This window comes from Streptomyces iconiensis, from assembly GCF_028657195.3.
In the GTDB taxonomy this organism is placed as follows: Bacteria; Actinomycetota; Actinomycetes; order Streptomycetales; family Streptomycetaceae; genus Streptomyces; species Streptomyces iconiensis.
Map to the genome: position 1 here is coordinate 174,480 of NZ_JANCPR020000005.1, position 17,142 is coordinate 191,621.

Annotated in this window: 15 protein-coding genes and 1 pseudogene; 9 read left to right on the top strand and 7 right to left on the bottom strand. The window is 68.7% G+C overall.

What is annotated here, in order from left to right:
- Positions 1-13: 13 nt before the first annotated feature.
- From gyrB to dnaA, 6 genes are all read right to left on the bottom strand, one after another.
- Entirely contained in the window at positions 14-2,149 is a 2,136-nt protein-coding gene (gene gyrB, locus NMN56_RS06660; protein ID WP_274042816.1) for a DNA topoisomerase (ATP-hydrolyzing) subunit B, read from the bottom strand.
- Between the two features lie 301 nt (positions 2,150-2,450).
- Positions 2,451-3,011 carry a DciA family protein gene (locus tag NMN56_RS06665; RefSeq protein ID WP_274042818.1) on the bottom strand — a complete coding sequence of 187 codons (561 nt, stop codon included), beginning with the start codon at positions 3,009-3,011 and terminating at the stop codon, positions 2,451-2,453.
- The gene (recF, locus tag NMN56_RS06670; RefSeq protein ID WP_274042819.1) at positions 3,008-4,123 is read right to left on the bottom strand and encodes a DNA replication/repair protein RecF; all 1,116 of its coding nucleotides are present in this window, start codon (positions 4,121-4,123) and stop codon (positions 3,008-3,010) included. Before recF ends, NMN56_RS06665 begins: the two co-directional genes overlap by 4 nt.
- Before the next feature lie 70 nt (positions 4,124-4,193).
- Positions 4,194-5,069 (bottom strand): phosphogluconate dehydrogenase (NAD(+)-dependent, decarboxylating), encoded by an 876-nt coding sequence (gene gnd / locus NMN56_RS06675; RefSeq protein WP_274042821.1) that lies wholly within the window; start codon positions 5,067-5,069, stop codon positions 4,194-4,196.
- Between the two features lie 232 nt (positions 5,070-5,301).
- Entirely contained in the window at positions 5,302-6,435 is a 1,134-nt protein-coding gene (dnaN, locus tag NMN56_RS06680) for a DNA polymerase III subunit beta (protein WP_274042822.1), read from the bottom strand.
- A 997-nt stretch (positions 6,436-7,432) separates the two neighbouring features.
- Entirely contained in the window at positions 7,433-9,415 is a 1,983-nt protein-coding gene (gene dnaA / locus NMN56_RS06685; RefSeq protein ID WP_274042823.1) for a chromosomal replication initiator protein DnaA, read from the bottom strand.
- 421 nt (positions 9,416-9,836) lie between these two features.
- On the opposite strand from dnaA, the gene rpmH reads away from it, so the two are divergent.
- The 9 genes and pseudogenes from rpmH (at position 9,837) to NMN56_RS06730 (ending at position 16,676) form a co-directional block, all read left to right on the top strand.
- Positions 9,837-9,974, top strand: coding sequence for a 50S ribosomal protein L34 (gene rpmH / locus NMN56_RS06690; protein ID WP_274042824.1), 138 nt, complete (start codon positions 9,837-9,839; stop codon positions 9,972-9,974).
- A gap of 24 nt (positions 9,975-9,998) precedes the next feature.
- Positions 9,999-10,355 (top strand): annotated as a pseudogene (rnpA, locus tag NMN56_RS06695) (ribonuclease P protein component); the annotation flags it as partial.
- 68 nt (positions 10,356-10,423) lie between these two features.
- Positions 10,424-10,711 (top strand): membrane protein insertion efficiency factor YidD, encoded by a 288-nt coding sequence (yidD, locus tag NMN56_RS06700; protein WP_274042825.1) that lies wholly within the window; start codon positions 10,424-10,426, stop codon positions 10,709-10,711.
- 3 nt (positions 10,712-10,714) lie between these two features.
- On the top strand, positions 10,715-11,920 hold the full coding sequence (gene yidC / locus NMN56_RS06705) for a membrane protein insertase YidC (protein WP_274042826.1): 1,206 nt from the start codon (positions 10,715-10,717) through the stop codon (positions 11,918-11,920).
- Between the two features lie 59 nt (positions 11,921-11,979).
- A complete protein-coding gene (locus tag NMN56_RS06710) occupies positions 11,980-12,444 on the top strand; it encodes a Jag family protein (protein WP_274043109.1) in 465 nt (154 codons plus the stop codon).
- On the top strand, positions 12,441-13,214 hold the full coding sequence (rsmG, locus tag NMN56_RS06715; RefSeq protein WP_274042827.1) for a 16S rRNA (guanine(527)-N(7))-methyltransferase RsmG: 774 nt from the start codon (positions 12,441-12,443) through the stop codon (positions 13,212-13,214). The genes NMN56_RS06710 and rsmG overlap by 4 nt, the downstream gene beginning before the upstream one ends.
- Positions 13,215-13,541: 327 nt before the next feature.
- Positions 13,542-14,669 carry a ParA family protein gene (locus NMN56_RS06720; protein WP_274043110.1) on the top strand — a complete coding sequence of 376 codons (1,128 nt, stop codon included), beginning with the start codon at positions 13,542-13,544 and terminating at the stop codon, positions 14,667-14,669.
- Positions 14,666-16,009: a ParB/RepB/Spo0J family partition protein gene (locus NMN56_RS06725; RefSeq protein ID WP_274042828.1), complete on the top strand. Its 1,344-nt coding sequence runs from the start codon at positions 14,666-14,668 to the stop codon at positions 16,007-16,009. Before NMN56_RS06720 ends, NMN56_RS06725 begins: the two co-directional genes overlap by 4 nt.
- Before the next feature lie 49 nt (positions 16,010-16,058).
- The gene (locus tag NMN56_RS06730; protein WP_274042829.1) at positions 16,059-16,676 is read left to right on the top strand and encodes a GNAT family N-acetyltransferase; all 618 of its coding nucleotides are present in this window, start codon (positions 16,059-16,061) and stop codon (positions 16,674-16,676) included.
- Positions 16,677-16,809: 133 nt separating this feature from the next.
- Here the strand turns inward: NMN56_RS06730 and trxA are convergent, their stop codons facing one another.
- On the bottom strand, positions 16,810-17,139 hold the full coding sequence (gene trxA, locus NMN56_RS06735; RefSeq protein WP_274042830.1) for a thioredoxin: 330 nt from the start codon (positions 17,137-17,139) through the stop codon (positions 16,810-16,812).
- Positions 17,140-17,142 lie beyond the last annotated feature (3 nt).

Below are 17,142 nucleotides of genomic sequence, written 5' to 3' on the forward strand. Positions count from 1 at the left end.
GGTGGGCCGACGTTCAGATGTCGAGGAAGCGGACGTCCTTGGCGTTCCGCTGGATGAACGAGCGCCGCGCCTCGACGTCCTCGCCCATCAGGATGGAGAAGAGGTCGTCGGCAGCCGCGGCATCGTCCAGCGTCACCTGGCGGAGCACCCGGTGGTCGCCGTCCATCGTCGTGATGCGCAGCTCCTCGGCGTTCATCTCACCGAGGCCCTTGAAGCGCTGGATCGAGTCGTCCCTGATGCGCTTGCCCTGCTCGCGCCCGAGCTGGATGAGGCTGTCACGCTCCGGGTCCGAGTACGCGTACTGGTACTCGTCCCTGCTCCACTTGATCTTGTACAGCGGCGGCTGGGACAGGAACACATGTCCCGCCTCCACCAGCGGTCGCATGAAGCGGAACAGCAGCGTGAGCAGCAGGGTGTTGATGTGCTGGCCGTCGACGTCGGCGTCGGCCATCAGAATGATCTTGTGGTAACGCAGCTTCGAGATGTCGAAGTCCTCGTGCACACCCGTACCGAAGGCGGAGATCAGCGCCTGGACCTCGGCGTTCTGGAGGACCTTGTCGATCCGCGCCTTCTCCACGTTCAGGATCTTGCCGCGGATCGGGAGGATCGCCTGGACCTCGGGGTTACGGCCCGACTTGGCCGAGCCGCCCGCCGAGTCACCCTCGACGATGAAGATCTCGCACTTGACCGGGTCGTTGGACTGGCAGTCCGAGAGCTTGCCGGGCAGCGAAGCCGTCTCCAGCAGGCCCTTGCGCCGGGTCAGGTCACGCGCCTTGCGCGCCGCGACCCGCGCCGTAGCGGCCTGGATCCCCTTACGGATGATGTCCGCGGCCTCGTTGGGGTTCCGGTCCAGCCAGTCGGTCAGGTGCTCGTGAACGACCTTCTGGACGAAGGTCTTCGCCTCGGTGTTGCCGAGCTTCGTCTTCGTCTGGCCCTCGAACTGGGGCTCGCCGAGCTTGACCGAGATGATCGCGGTCAGACCCTCGCGGATGTCCTCACCCGTGAGGTTGTCGTCCTTCTCGCGCAGCAGCTTCTTGTCGCGCGCGTAGCGGTTGATCAACCCCGTCATCGCCGCGCGGAAGCCCTCTTCGTGAGTGCCGCCCTCGTGCGTGTGGATCGTGTTCGCGAAGGAGTAGACGCTCTCGCTGTACTGGGAGTTCCACTGCATGGCGACCTCGACAGAGAGCATGCGCTCCTTGTCCTCGGCCTCCAGGTCGATCACCGTGTCGTGAACCAGCTCGCCCTTGCGGGAGTTGAGGTAACGGACGAAGTCGGAGATACCGCCCTCGTAGTGGTACCGCACGAAGTTCTGCTTGCCCTCTTCGTCGACGTGCCCCTCGCGCTCGTCGGTCAGCGTGAGCGTCAGGCCCTTGTTGAGGAACGCCATCTCCTGGAAACGCCGTGCGAGCGTCTCGAAGGAGTAGTCCGTCGACTCGAAAATGTCCGGATCTGCCCAGAACGTCACAGTCGTTCCGTGCGCGTCCGTCGCCTCGTTCCGCGCCAGGGGAGCGGTCGGCGTACCCAGCTTGTAGTCCTGCGTCCAGCGGTAACCGTCGGTGCAGACCTCGACGGCCAGCTTCTGCGACAGGGCGTTGACCACGGAGACACCGACACCGTGCAGACCACCGGAGACCGCGTAACCACCGCCGCCGAACTTGCCGCCCGCGTGCAGCACCGTCAGCACGACCTCGACGGCCGGCTTCTTCTCCGAGGGGATGATGCCGACCGGGATACCGCGCCCGTTGTCCACCACGCGCACGCCGCCGTCGGCCAGCAACGTCACATCGATGGTGTCCGCGTGCCCCGCCATCGCCTCGTCGACCGAGTTGTCCACCACCTCTTGCACGAGGTGATGAAGGCCACGCTCACCCGTCGACCCGATGTACATGCCGGGTCGCTTACGGACGGCGTCGAGCCCTTCCAGGACCGTGATCGCACTGGCGTCGTACGACGGCGCATCAAGCACCACCCGCTCGGCAGCGAGACCTTCGGTGACACCGGCAAGGGGAGCGGGCACGGCAGCTTCCTCGATGGACTCGGTGGAGCCGTCGTCCGGGGGCACCGCCTCGCCGGAGGCTGGGAGATCGTTCTTGTCGTTCTCGTTGAGATCGCCGGAATCGGCCACGAAGCGCCCTTTCTGGCACAGCACAGGCCGTCTCCAGGGCAATGCGGAGCGGCTGCGTCGTTCGACATGTTCCGCAACGGTGCGGTAGCCACCATTGTACCGGTGGCAGCGAGGTGAATGGGGGTTTGCCGGTGCCTGAGTCCGCATGTGCCGCCCTGAACTGGCGTCCGCCGACTCCCCATATGCGGGCCGGGGTGCCAAGAGGCTCACACCGCCGCTGAGCGCTTCTGCCTGTCCCCGTTCATCTACGGTCCGCTACCAACCGGATCAGCCACCCATATCCCACCCGGCTCACCTGCGCACACGGGGCTCCGCGGCCTCCGGCTCACCCGTAGGTGTCGCCCGGCCCCTTGCTCCCGGGAGCCCGCAGCCGGCCGTAACTCGTCGGCGGCGCCTCGGGCCCCCGCACCTTGATCAGCTTCACGGTGCCCTGGCCCAGGTCCTCGTTCAGCCGCGCCACGAGCCGCGGCGCCAGCAGCCGAAGCTGCGTCGCCCACGCCGTCGAGTCGCAGCGGACGACGAGGGTCCGCTCCTCCTCGTCGTACCGCTGCGGCTCACAGTGCTGCGCGACCTCGGGCCCCACGATCTGCGGCCACCGGCCCATCACCCCGCCCACGGCCGCCGGGGCCTCCCAACCCCGTTCCGTGATCAGCCTGTTGACGGCCGCGCCCAGCGTCATCGGATCGCGCCCGTCCCGGCGTGCGCCCGAGCGCAGTCCGCCCCCGCGGCGTGCCTGCCGCCGCTGCTGCGCCTCATCTCCCCGCGCCCGCGCCTGTTCCTTGGCCGCGCGCAGGGCAACGCGTGCCAGGTCCACCCCGCTCGGCTCAGGTACCGGCTTGGCGTCCGGCTCCGGTGCCCCGTCGCCCGCCGGCGGCTCCGCGCTCACACCCGGGTCACCTCGCCCTCGGCGACGGCGAACCGGGTGCCCGCCAGCACGCCGGGCACGTCCTCCTCCACCGCTGCCGTCACCAGCACCTGCTCGGCGGGGGCCACCAACTCGGCCAGCCGCTCCCGCCGTTTGACGTCCAGCTCGGCGAAGACATCGTCCAGCACCAGCACCGGCTCGTGCCCCTCGCTCTTGAGCAGCTCGTACGCCGCGAGCCGCAGCGACAGCGCGAACGACCACGACTCACCGTGGCTCGCGTACCCCTTCGCAGGCAGCTCGCCCAGCCGCAGCGACACATCGTCACGGTGCGGCCCGACCAGCGTCACGCCCCGCTCGATCTCCTGCTTGCGCGCCTCGCCCAGCGCTCCCAGCAGCCCCCCGTACAGCTCCTCGCGGGACGAACCCTCAACGGGGCCGCGGTACTCCAGCGCCACCGGGCCACCGCCGGGCGCCAGGCGCTCGTACGCCTTGTCGGCCAACGGGCCCAGTACGGACAGCAGATCGAGCCGCTGTGCGAGCAACTCGGCGCCCACCCGCGCCAGATGCTGGTCCCACACGTCGAGCGTCGTCAGGTCCACGCCCTTGCCGCCGTGCCTGCGGGCCATCGCGGCGGACTTCAGCAGGGTGTTGCGCTGCTTGAGCACCCGCTCGTAGTCGCTGCGCACCCCCGCCATCCGGGGCGCGCGCGCCGTCAGCAGCTCGTCGGTGAACTTACGCCGCTCGCCAGGATCGCCCTTGACCAGCGCCAGGTCCTCCGGCGCGAACAGCACGGTGCGGACGATCCCCAGCACATCACGCGGGCGGACCTGCGAACTCCGGTTGATCCGCGCCCTGTTGGCCTTCCCCGGGTTCAGCTCCAGCTCCACCAACTGCTGCCGCTCCCCCTGGCGCACCTGGGCCCGCACGACGGCGCGCTCGGCGCCCATCCGCACCAGCGGCGCGTCCGAGGACACCCGGTGACTGCCCAGCGTCGCGAGGTAGCCGACGGCCTCGACGAGGTTCGTCTTGCCCTGTCCGTTGGGGCCGATGAACGCGGTGACGCCCTGGTCGAGGGGTACCTCAGCCAGGGCGTACGACCGGAAATCGGCCAGCGAGAGATGCGTCACATGCACGGTGGTCGCCGACCTCCCCCGGTCCCGTTCTTCCTCACTCCTGCTCCGCCGACCATGCCGACCGTGCCTGCTACGAGCCCTCCACCGCGTGCCCACCGAACTGGTTACGCAGCGCGGACACCATCTTCATCTGCGGAGAGTCCTCCTGCTGCGAGCTGAAGCGCGCGAACAGCGAGGCCGTGATCGCGGGCAGCGGCACGCCGTTGTCGATCGCGGCCTCCACCGTCCAGCGGCCCTCGCCCGAGTCGGCGGCGACGCCGCGCAGCGCCTGCAGGTGCTCGTCGTCGTCGAGCGCGTTGACGGCCAGGTCCAGCAGCCAGGAACGGATGACCGTGCCCTCCTGCCAGGAGCGGAAGACCTCGCGTACGTCCGTGACGGAGTCCGCCGCCTCCAGCAGCTCCCAGCCCTCGGCGAACGCCTGCATCATGGCGTACTCGATGCCGTTGTGGACCATCTTCGCGAAGTGGCCGGCGCCGACCTTGCCCGCGTGCACGGAGCCGAAGCGGCCCTCGGGCTTGAGCGTGTCGAAGATCGGCTGCACCTTCGCCACGTGCTCGGTGTCACCGCCGTACATCAGCGCGTAGCCGTTCTCCAGGCCCCATACGCCGCCGGAGACACCGCAGTCGACGAAGCCGATGCCCTTGGCGGCCAGCTCGCCCGCGTGCTTCTCGTCGTCCGTCCAGCGCGAGTTCCCGCCGTCCACGACCAGGTCGCCGGGCGAGAGCAGCTCGGCCAGCTCGTCCACCGTCGACTGCGTCGCGGCACCCGAAGGGACCATGACCCACACCACGCGGGGTGCGCTGAGCTTGCCGACCAGCTCCTTCAGGCTGCTCACATCGGCGACGTCCGGATTGCGGTCATACCCGATGACCGTGTGGCCCCCGCGGCGGATGCGCTCGCGCATGTTCCCGCCCATTTTCCCGAGACCTACCAGACCGAGCTCCATCACTGCCCCTTCGCTGAACACGTGCGATTCGTACCTCTATCCGACCCTACGCCCACCGACCCCGAGCCGATGTCAGCCGGAGAGCCGAGCCCCTGGCCCGGCCCCTCCCGGCCTTGCGAGCGACGGCTGCCGCGCTCCCAGCCGGGCCTGGGTGAGTCGGTCAGGCGGTCAGACGGACCGGCATGCTGCGACCTTGCGAGGGACGACCCTCGCGCTCCCAGCCAGTCCCCGGTCAGCCCGACAGACGGACCGGCATGATCAGGTACTTGTACGCGTCGTCCGGCTCGGCGTCCTTGGCGGCCCTGCCGCTCAGCAGCGCCGGCTTGGTCGACGTCGTGAAGGAGAGCTGGGCCACGGGCGAGTCGATCGCGCTGAGTCCCTCCAGCAGGAAACCGGGGTTGAAGGCGATCGAGATGTCGTCGCCCTCCAGGTCGGCGTCCACGCGCTCCACAGCCTGTGCGTCGTCGCTGGAGCCCGCCTCCAGGGTGAGCACGCCCTGTTCGAAGCTCAGCCGCACCGGGGTGTTCCGCTCGGCGACGAGCGCCACACGCTTGACGGCCTCGACGAACGGCGCTGTGTCGATGACCGCGACGGAGTTGAACTCCGTCGGGAACAGCGTGCGGTACTTGGGCAGATCGCCCTCCAGCAGCCGTGTCGTCGTACGGCGTCCCGCGCCCTCGAAGCCGATCAGCCCCTCGCCCGAGCCCGTCGAACCCGAGAGCGCCAGCGTCACGCTGTCGCCGCCGCTGAGCGACTTGGCGGTGTCCAGCAGCGTCTTGGCGGGCACCAGGGCAACCGCGGACGCGTCCGGCGTCTCCGGCTTCCACAGGAACTCCCGCACCGCGAACCGGTACCGGTCCGTCGACGCCAGCGTGACCGTGTCCCCCTCGATCTCGATCCGTACACCGGTGAGCACCGGGAGGGTGTCGTCACGGCCTGCCGCGATGGCCACCTGGGAAGCCGCTGCTGCGAACACCTCGCCGGGAACGGTGCCGGTCGCCGTGGGCATCTCCGGCAGCGCCGGGTACTCCTCCACGGGCAGCGTGTGGAGCGTGAACCGCGACGAGCCGCAGACGACGGTCGCCCGTACACCGTCTGTGGAGATCTCCACCGGGCGGTTGGGGAGGGCCCGGCAGATGTCGGCGAGCAGCCGACCCGAGACCAGGACCGTGCCGTCCTCCTCGACCTCTGCCTCGACGGACACCCGCGCCGAGACCTCGTAGTCGAAGCCGGAGAGGCTCAGGGTGCCGTCCTCCACCTTCAGCAACAAACCCGCGAGAACGGGTACCGGCGGTCGGGCTGGAAGGCTCTTGGCCGCCCAGGCCACCGCCTCCGCGAGTACATCGCGCTCTACCCGGATCTTCACCTTCAGCCGCCTCCTGCTGCTGCTCCTGCTCGTGCTGTTGCCGGGGACCAGTCTGACGCACGGCACTGACAGTCGGTGCGGGTGCGGGTCAACTCGTCGGGATCCGGGTAGATGCCTGAGGCGCCGAGTTGTGCACAGCCCCGACTTCGAAGCGGTTCTCTGGCTCTCTAGGTGTAGTCGTAGTAGTAGGGGTTGTGGAAACGGTGGAAAAGCTCGTTTCCGCAGCTCAGCCCGGGAATTTTGTCCACCGCGCCTGTGGGTGGACCGGTGGAGGAACGGGGGGTCTCTGTGGACGCCCGAAAGTTCTGCACAGCCCGCCCACAGACAGAGCGGGGTTCCCCACAGCGGCGCCCACAGATTTACCCACCTTTCCCACAGGCCAATCCCTGCCCTCGGTGTGACCGCTTTCACTCGGACCGGTGAGAGGGCGCGTTGCCTTGCCGAACAGTGGACAGAGCTGTGGAGAAGGGGGTCGAAGCTGGGGAAAAGATCGTCCTGCTTGTGGGCGCCCGGTGGACAACCGGAAGAGCCGCTGCCCGCGCCCCGCGCCCTCCACACCCTGTGGAGGGCGTTCGCCCACAAATACACAGCCGCATGACCTCGGCATACCCTGTCCCGACCAGGCCAGTTGTGGACACAGTTGGGACAACTGACAACGTCCCCAGGGTGTGGAAGTAGGAAGCCCTGCGCATCTGTGGACCAGCGGCCTCTCGGCGCATGTATTCGAACAGCGAAGAGCCCTCGGGCAGTTGCTCCCCGAGGGCTCGGTGGGTCTGAAGGAGGCTTCGCGCGACCGTGAGGCCGTCGGCTGAGCCTCCGTCGGGCGTTCAGTCAGCAGGGGCTCAGGCTTCGTAGGGCGTTCGCCGGAGTGCTGACGAGCCGTCGTCCCGGTCGCTGACGGGCCGCTGCTGGGGCACGCGGAAACGCCGGTTGAGCCCCCAGCCGGCCTCTGCTGAGGGCTCCGTAAAGCGGGCGCCGGGCGTCAGGCGGGCTGTGTTCAGGCGTTCTTGATGCGGTTGGTCAGCTCGGTGACCTGGTTGTAGATGGACCGGCGCTCTGCCATGAGGGCGCGGATCTTGCGGTCCGCGTGCATCACCGTCGTATGGTCCCTGCCGCCGAACTGGCCGCCGATCTTGGGCAGCGAGAGGTCCGTCAGCTCGCGGCACAGGTACATCGCGATCTGCCGCGCCGTCACCAGCACCCGGCTGCGCGAGGACCCGCACAGGTCGTCGACGGTCAGTCCGAAGTAGTCGGCCGTCGCGGCCATGATGGCCGGCGCCGTGATCTCAGGGGTGGCGTCCTCGCCGCCGGGGATCAGGTCCTTGAGGACGATCTCGGTCAGGCCGAGGTCGACGGGCTGCCGGTTGAGGCTCGCGAACGCGGTCACGCGGATCAGCGCGCCCTCCAGCTCGCGGATGTTGCGCGAGATGCGGGAGGCGATGAACTCCAGCACCTCGGGCGGTGCGTTGAGCTGTTCCTGCACCGCTTTCTTCCGGAGGATCGCGATCCGCGTCTCCAGCTCGGGCGGCTGCACATCTGTGATGAGGCCCCACTCGAAGCGGTTGCGGAGCCTGTCCTCCAGCGTCTCCAGTGCCTTGGGCGGCCGGTCGCTGGAGAGCACGATCTGCTTGTTGGCGTTGTGCAGCGTGTTGAAGGTGTGGAAGAACTCCTCCTGCGTCGACTCCTTGTCGGCCAGGAACTGGACGTCGTCCACGAGCAGGATGTCCATGTCGCGGTAGCGCTTCCGGAACGTGTCCGCCTTGCCGTCGCGGATGGAGTTGATGAACTCGTTGGTGAACTCCTCGGAGCTCACGTACCGCACCCGGGTGCCCGGATACAGGCTGCGTGCGTAGTGCCCGATCGCGTGCAGCAGGTGCGTCTTGCCGAGGCCGGACTCGCCGTAGATGAACAGCGGGTTGTACGCCTTGGCCGGCGCCTCGGCGACGGCGACGGCTGCGGCGTGCGCGAAGCGGTTCGAGGCGCCGATCACGAAGGTGTCGAAGAGGTACTTCGGGTTCAGCCGTGCCGTGGGCTCGCCGGGACCCGTCGCGGGCGCCGGCTGCGCGGCCAGCGGGCCGGGGGCGCCGCTGGGAGCCGGAAGGTGCGCGGGACTGTCGTACGGCGGCGCCGGCGGTCTGCCCTGCGGGGGCACCTGGGGACGCTGTCGCTGCTGCTGGTCGTAGGGCTCGTACGCCGGTTGCTGGTCGTACTGCTGCTGGCGGTCGTACGGCTGTCGCTGCTGGTGCTGTGGGGGGTACTGCTCGCGCGGGGGCTGCTGCGGCCAGCCGGTGGGCCCTGGTACCGAGGCGGGGTTCGGGTGGTAGTCCGGGTACGCGCGGCGGGCCGCGGGGATGTCGCGGCTCTCGTACGGCTCGTATCCCTGGTCGTAGCCGCCCTGCTGCTGGCCGTAGCCCCCGGGCTGCCGGTTGTGCTGGCCCTGCTGTGCGGGCTGCTGGCCGGGCTGAGTCTGCGGGTCGGGTCGGCCGGGCTGGCCCGGCTGGGGGCGCTGGCCCTGCTGACCGTGCTGGTCATAGCCCTGCTGCTGGTCGTAACCCTGCTGCTCGTAGGACTCATACGTCTCATGGGGCTGCGCGGGGTACTGCTCGTATCCCCCGTCGTAGCCGCCCTCGGGGGGAGGGGGCTGAGGCGAGGGGTGCTGCTGCTCGGGCGGCGGGGGCTGGGGCTGGAGCTGAGGCGCCGCCGGCTCGGGGGCCGGGCCCGTGACGGTGATGGCCAGCCGGATCGGCTGCTGGCACTCGCGGCTGAGCGCGTCACTGATCATCGGTGCGAGGCGGCCTTCGAGCACGCCCTTCGCGTATTCGTTGGGCACGCCCAGCAGCGCGGTGCCCGAGACCAGGACGAGGGGCTGGCAGTCCCGCAGCCAGCGCTGATCCTTCGCTTCCACCCCCTGCCCCTCGGAGAGGAGATGCTCCAGTACATGTGGCCACACTGCGGCAAGATCGGCAGGCAGGTCAGCCACGGGGCACGCTCTCTCACTCGCTGGGTGATGGGTCGTTCTGTGAGCTCGACCAGATCCCACGAATGTGTGGTTCTCGGGACGGTCGGGAAGGAAGGGAAGTTCGGCCACGGTAGTCACGCGGACGTGCACCATTCAAGTCGTTGTCCACAGGCTGTGCACGAGTGCAGTAGCCCGGGTGCCTGGCTGACGCTGGTTTGACCGGATGGCGTAGCCGCGCGTACCTTAACCAGGTCGAGCTGTCGACGGCTGCTGCCGCCTGCCTCCGATGGGCAAGGTCAAACGGGGTATCCCGACTGATCACGAAGCGGTGCACACACTCGGGCGTTGCGAGCTACTCGTGGGCGCACGGTGACAGCCAGTCGACTCCACACACCTCGTTCCGCGGTCTGCGCGGGACACGAAGCATCTCTGGAGCCCCCGAGTGAGCAAGCGCACCTTCCAGCCGAACACCCGCCGCCGCGCGAAGACCCACGGCTTCCGGCTGCGCATGCGTACCCGCGCCGGCCGCGCTATCGTCGCCAACCGCCGCAGCAAGGGTCGCAGCCGTCTGTCGGCCTGAGCAGCCTGACCACAGGTCCATGACGTGCTGCCTACCGAGAACCGGCTGAGGCGGCGCGAGGACTTCGCGACCGCGGTACGCCGAGGACGCAGGGCCGGTCGCCCGCTTCTCGTCGTCCACCTACGCAGTCGAACGGACCCGCATGTGCCGGGGGGAGAGGTCCCCCCGGTGCGTGCGGGTTTCGTCGTGAGCAAGGCGGTCGGCAACGCGGTCGTCCGTAACCGTGTGAAGCGGCGCCTGCGGCATCTGATGCGGGACCGCCTCGACCAGTTGCCCCCGGGTAGCCTGGTGGTGGTACGGGCGCTGCCCGGCGCGGGAGAGGCGGACCACGCAGCATTGGTCCGGGATCTGGACACCGCGCTGCGGAGGCTGCTTGGAGGGTCCCCGTGCTCCGAATCCTCGGGGGGCGACCCCCGAACCCCCGGCCGCAGACCGGGAGGGAGAGCTCAGTGAAGTACCCGCTGCTGTGGTTGATCAAGCTGTACCAGTGGACTGTGAGCCCGATGCTCGGCCCGGTCTGCCGGTACTACCCGTCGTGCTCGCACTTCGGCTACACGGCCATCCACCGCCACGGGGCCGTCAAGGGAACCGCACTGACGGCCTGGCGCATTCTGCGCTGCAACCCGTGGTCGCCAGGTGGCGTCGACCACGTCCCCGCCCGGAAGCACCCGGTATGGCACCAGCGGATCCGGTCCCGCTGGCAGCACCGGACCCAGTCCAACGCCCAAGGAGCCTGATTCGTGGACACGATCCTGAGTCCTCTTTATTACGCTGTCTCCTGGATCATCGTCCAGTTCCATTCGCTGTTCAGCCTGGTCTTTGACGAGGACGGCGGTTGGGCCTGGGGTCTGTCCATCTTCTTTCTGGTGGTGCTGATCCGGATCTGCCTGATCCCGCTGTTCGTGAAGCAGATCAAGTCGACCCGGAACATGCAGGCGCTCCAGCCGAAGATGAAGGCGATCCAGGAGCGCTACAAGAGCGACAAGCAGCGCCAGAGCGAAGAGATGATGAAGCTCTACAAGGAGACGGGTACGAACCCGCTCTCCAGCTGCCTGCCGATCCTGGCGCAGTCGCCGTTCTTCATCGCCCTCTTCCAGGTGCTGAACCACATCGCGCGGAACAACCCGGTCGGTGTGCTCACCAACTCGCAGGTGGAAAGCGCCCAGAACGCCAAGATCTTCGGCGCTCCGATCGCCGCGAAGTTCATGGACAGCGCCTCCAAGGCGCACGAGCTGTCCGCCTCGCTGACCGACATCCGCGTCGTCACGGTGATCATGATCGTGATGATGTCGGCGTCGCAGTTCTACACGCAGCGTCAGCTCATGACGAAGAACGTCGACCTGACGGTCAAGACGCCGTTCATGCAGCAGCAGAAGATGCTGATGTACGTCTTCCCCATCATGTTCGCCGTCTTCGGCATCAACTTCCCCGTCGGTGTCCTCATCTACTGGCTGACCACCAACGTGTGGACCATGGGCCAGCAGCTCTTCGTGATCAAGCGCAACCCGACTCCCGGTTCCCGTGCCTTCACCGAGCGCCAGGAGAAGCTGCGCAAGGCGGGCAAGCTCAAGGAGGACCCCAAGGAGGTCGAGGCGCGCGAGGCCGTCGAGGCGGCCCGAGCCAAGCGGCAGCAGCCCAAGCGGCAGCCGAAGTCGCGGCGCCAGACCGGTACGGGCGCAGCCAGCACGGCGGCTTCGGGTGCGGTGAAGGACGGCGCGGCCCACTCGTTGGAGAAGCAGGACACGACCGCTGAGACGGGGACGGCGAAGGACAGCGAGAAGAAGGCCGGGCCCAAGCCCTCGCAGCAGAAGCAGTCGGGTCAGAAGCAGCAGACAGGCCAGCAGAAGTCCGGCCAGAAGCAGCAGGGCCAGCAGAAGTCGGGACAGAAGAAGTCCGGGCAGCAGCGCAAGGGCCCGCAGCGCCCCAAGCACCCGTCCAAGAAGTGAGCACCGAAGGAGTCCCCGCCGTGACGGACACGACTGCCCCCGAAGAGGGCACCGACACCATGACCCGCCTGGAGCAGGAGGGTGAGATCGCGGCCGACTACCTCGAAGGACTTCTCGACATCGCCGATCTGGACGGCGACATCGACATGGACGTCGAGGCCGACCGCGCAGCGGTGTCGATCATCAGCGAGGGCTCGGCCCGTGACCTGCAGAAGCTGGTCGGCCGGGATGGTGAGGTCCTGGAGGCACTTCAGGAGCTGACCCGTCTCGCCGTGAACCGCGAGACCGGCGACCGCAGCAGGCTCATGCTGGACATCGCCGGGTTCCGCGCGCGCAAGCGTGAGGAGCTGGCGGAGCTGGGCGCGAAGGCGGCGCAGGAGGCGGAGAGCACCGGCGAGCCGGTCAAGCTGCGGCCGATGACGCCCTTCGAGCGGAAGGTTGTCCACGACGCGGTGAAGGCCGCCGGACTGCGCAGTGAGTCCGAGGGCGAGGAACCGCAGCGCTGCGTGGTCGTGCTCCCGTGACGGAGCGATCGGAGGATCCGGAAGCGGAGGAGCAGGACGGGCTCGGGCTCGGGCCTGCTCCGGAGGCCGCACGCAAGGTCTTCGGTGAGAGCCTGCCCGATGTGGAGCGTTACGCCGAGCTGCTGGCCGATGTGGGCGTACGGCGTGGGCTGATCGGCCCGCGCGAGGTGCCGCGGCTGTGGGAGCGCCACCTGTTGAACTGCGTGGTGCTGTCCGAGGCGGTGCCCGAGGGCGTGACGGTCTGCGACGTGGGTTCGGGGGCCGGGCTGCCCGGCATTCCGCTGGCGCTCGTACGGCCCGACCTCAAGATCACGCTGCTGGAGCCACTGCTGCGCCGTACGACCTTCCTGCAGGAGGTCGTGGAGCTGTTGGGCCTGGACCATGTGACGGTGATGCGGGGCCGCGCCGAAGAGGTGCTGGGCACGCTTCCGCCCGTGCATGTGGTGACGGCCCGTGCCGTGGCGCCGCTGGAGCGGCTGGCCGGCTGGGGCGTACCGCTGCTGCGGCCGTACGGCGAGATGGTGGCGATCAAGGGCGACACGGCCGAGGACGAGGTCAGGACGGCCCGGGACGCGCTGCACAAGCTCGGGGTCGTGGAGACCACCGTGGAGCAGATCGGCGAGGGCGTGGTGGACCCGCTCTCCACGGTCGTACGTGCCCGTGTGGGCGAGAGCCCCGGCGGTGTGCGCTTCGCGGCCAAGCGGGCCAAGGCGGCGAAGGTGGCCCGTGCGGGGAGTCGCTCCCCGCGCGCTGGGCGCCGTCGGCGCTGAGGCGGAAGCAGGCGCCGACAGCGGCCGTCGCTCCTGGCTCGTGCGGAGGTATGGGCGCCGGTCATTGTCACGTCGTAGGTAAGGGGACCCCACGGGGTCCCCTTACTCCATAAAAGCCCTTAAGACTACGCATGACGGAGTGTCGCGGCTCGATGTCCGCAGGGCGCGTGCATCGTGTTTCACGTGAAACGCCGCTCACTTCTGCACGGAATCATCAGCAGGGGCCGCGCCGCCGCCGGAGCGCGTGGCCGCACCGCCTATGAGCCCCGTTCCGGGGTGGATTCGTCCACAACGGAGCGGGGCTCGCTGGTTCATGGGACCGAAAGCATGGGAGGCTCTGTTCATAGCGAGCCTGATGTTGAGGAGAGTGAACCGTTGCGGTCCGACGCCAACATCGCGGGACCGATGACCGATCCGGTCCCCGGCCCCCGGTCCGAACCAGGGGATACCAGCGCGGGAGGGATGCCCCCCCGCGGTGACGCGGCACGTGAAACGCCGCCCCCGATGGATGACACACCGATCGGCCGCGCCGCCCAGCAGGCGGTGGAGGCGATGAACCGCGCGGGCGAGGGCCTCCCCAGGCCGGCCCAGACGCGGATCATGGTCGTCGCCAATCAGAAGGGTGGCGTCGGCAAGACCACGACGACGGTGAACCTCGCCGCCTCGCTGGCCCTGCACGGCGCCCGTGTCCTGGTGGTCGACCTCGACCCTCAGGGCAACGCCTCCACCGCGCTGGGGGTCGACCACCACTCCGAGGTGCCGTCGATCTACGACGTCCTGGTGGAGAGCAAGCCGCTCTCCGAGGTCGTGCAGCCGGTGCCGGACGTGGAGGGGCTCTTCTGCGCGCCCGCCACCATCGATCTCGCCGGTGCGGAGATCGAGTTGGTGTCGCTGGTCGCGCGGGAGAGCCGCCTTCAGCGTGCCATCGAGGCATATGAGCAGCCGCTGGACTACATCCTCATCGACTGCCCGCCCTCACTCGGCCTGCTGACCGTGAACGCACTGGTCGCGGGGGCCGAGGTGCTGATCCCGATCCAGTGCGAGTACTACGCCCTGGAGGGGCTCGGCCAGCTGCTGCGGAACGTGGAGCTGGTGCGCGGGCACCTCAACACCCAGCTGCATGTCTCGACGATCATCCTGACGATGTACGACGGCCGTACGCGGCTGGCTTCGCAGGTGGCGGAGGAGGTGCGCAGCCACTTCGGCAGAGAGGTCCTGCGGACCAACATCCCGCGCTCGGTCCGGATTTCCGAGGCGCCCAGCTACGGACAGACGGTGCTCACCTATGACCCGGGCTCCAGCGGTTCGCTCTCCTATCTGGAGGCGGCCCGGGAGATCGCGCTGCGGGACCCGCATGTCGAGCAGGCACAGCAGGCACAGCACGAGCGACAGCTTCAGCAGTCACAAGAACAGCAGCTACAACAGCACGGCAGTATGTCGGAGGGGACTCAGTGAGCGAGCGACGTAGGGGCCTGGGGCGAGGGCTCGGTGCGCTGATCCCGGCCGCGCCCAGTTCTGCGGACAGCGCGGAGCCGGCACAGAAGGAGAGCCAGGGCGGCCCGGTGCAGTCGGGCACGGGGCAGGCGTCCACCTCCCCCAGCGCCGTTCCCGTCCTCACACCGGAGCGCGGCTCCCGCGGGGTGGCGGCTGCCAAAGTGGCGGCGCTGGCACAGGCCGACAGCCAGAGCGACGAGCGGAACGGGACCGAGCGGAACGGGACCGAGCGCAACGGGAGCGACCGGAACGGCGCTGAGCGCAACGGCGCCGCCGTTTCACGTGAAACCGATTCGCCGGGCGGCATGGACGATGTGATCGATGCGGCGGGCGGCGAGGTGGCCGGAGCGCACTTCGCCGAGATCCCGATCGGGGACGTCACCCCGAACCCGCGCCAGCCGCGTGAGGTCTTCGACGAGGACGCTCTGGCCGAGTTGGTGACCTCCATCAAGGAGGTGGGCCTGCTCCAGCCCGTCGTCGTACGGCAGACAGGCCCTGAGCAGTATGAACTGATCATGGGCGAGCGCCGCTGGCGGGCCTGCCGTGAGGCGGGGCTGGAGCGGATTCCCGCGATCGTTCGCGCTACGGACGACGAGAAGCTGCTGCTCGACGCACTGCTGGAGAACCTGCACAGGGCGCAGCTGAACCCACTGGAAGAGGCAGCCGCCTACGACCAGTTGCTCAAGGACTTCAACTGCACGCACGATCAGCTCGCGGACCGTATCGGCCGCTCGCGTCCGCAGGTGTCGAACACGCTTCGGTTGCTGCGGCTCTCTCCTTCGGTGCAGCGTCGGGTGGCGGCCGGGGTGCTCTCGGCCGGGCATGCGCGGGCGCTGCTGTCCGTGGAGGACGGCGAGGAGCAGGACAGGCTCGCGCATCGGATCGTGGCCGAAGGGCTGTCGGTACGGGCGGTCGAGGAGATCGTGACGCTCCTGGGCAGCAAGCCGAAGAGCTCGCAGAAGTCCAAGGGCCCGAGGGCGGGCGCACGGGTCTCCCCCGCGCTGGACCACCTGGCAGGCCGGCTCTCGGACCGCTTCGAGACCCGGGTGAAGGTCGACCTGGGGCAGAAGAAGGGCAAGATCGTTGTTGAGTTCGCCTCGATGGACGATCTGGAGCGCATCCTGGGCCAGTTGGCCCCGGGCGAGGGCCGGGTGCTGGAACAGCAGCTGACGGACCCTGACGAGACGGCCTCCGCAGACGGCGACTCCGAGGAGGGGGCGTCCGGCGAGGCGATCTCCCCGGAGCGGGCATCCGAGGAATCGCGGAGGGTCTCCAAGGAGGGGGCTTCCAAAGAGGCGTAGAGCCGCAAAAGCCGCCGACGAGCTGTCGCCCCGTGGATACGATGGATCCATGGGGCGACAGCTCGTTCCGCTTACGCTGGACAACCTCCCGGATCTGCCCAAGCGCTGCCGCGCATGTGTCTTCTGGGAGCTGGACCCGGTCAGCGGTGAGGCGGCGGCGAAGACGGGGCGGCCGGATCTGGAGAAGGAAGCCTGGATCTCGGCCGTGCTGCTGGAGTGGGGTTCCTGCGGGCGGGTCGTGCGGGTGGACGAGGCGCCCGTCGGGTTCGTTCTCTACGCGCCCCCGGCGTACGTGCCGCGCTCCTTCGCCTTCCCCACCAGCCCTGTCTCGCCCGATGCCGTGCTGCTGATGACGGCCTGGCTGGCACCGGGCTTCCAGGGGCAGGGACTGGGGCGGGTGATCGTGCAGACGGTGGCGAAGGATCTGCTGCGGCGGGGGGTCAAGGCCATCGAGGCGTTCGGGGACGCGCGCTGGAAGGAACCGAGCTGTCTGCTGCCCGCCGAGCATCTGCTGGCGGTCGGCTTCAAGACCGTACGGTCGCACCCGCGCTATCCGCGTCTCCGGCTCGAACTGCGCTCGACCGTGTCGTGGCGTGAGGACATGGAGCGGGCGCTGGATCAGCTGCTGGGTGCCGTACAGAAGGAACCCGCGCTCCGGCCGCTCTAGTTGAGGAAACAGTTGAGGGCCGACCGGTCCGCTTGCGGGTCGGGCAGAAGACGGCGCTCGCGTGGGGGAAAACAGCTGTGGGGTCGCCGTTTCACGTGAAACGGCGACCCCACAGGCCGGTGAGCGGTGTCCTTCAGCCGATGAACTCGGCGAGGTCCTTCTCGATGGCGGCCTTCGGCTTGGCGCCGACGATGGTCTTGACGACCTCGCCGCCCTTGTAGACGTTCATCGTCGGGATCGACATGATGCCGTACTTGGCGGCCACGCCCGGGTTCTCGTCGATGTTCAGCTTCACGACCGTCAGCTTCTCCGTGTGCTCGGCCGCGATGGCCTCCAGCGACGGAGCGATCTGACGGCACGGGCCGCACCAGGCCGCCCAGAAGTCGACCAGCACAGGCTTGTCGCTCTTGAGGACGACCTCATCGAAGTCGGCGTCGGTCGCGGTCACAGTGGCACCGGACATGGC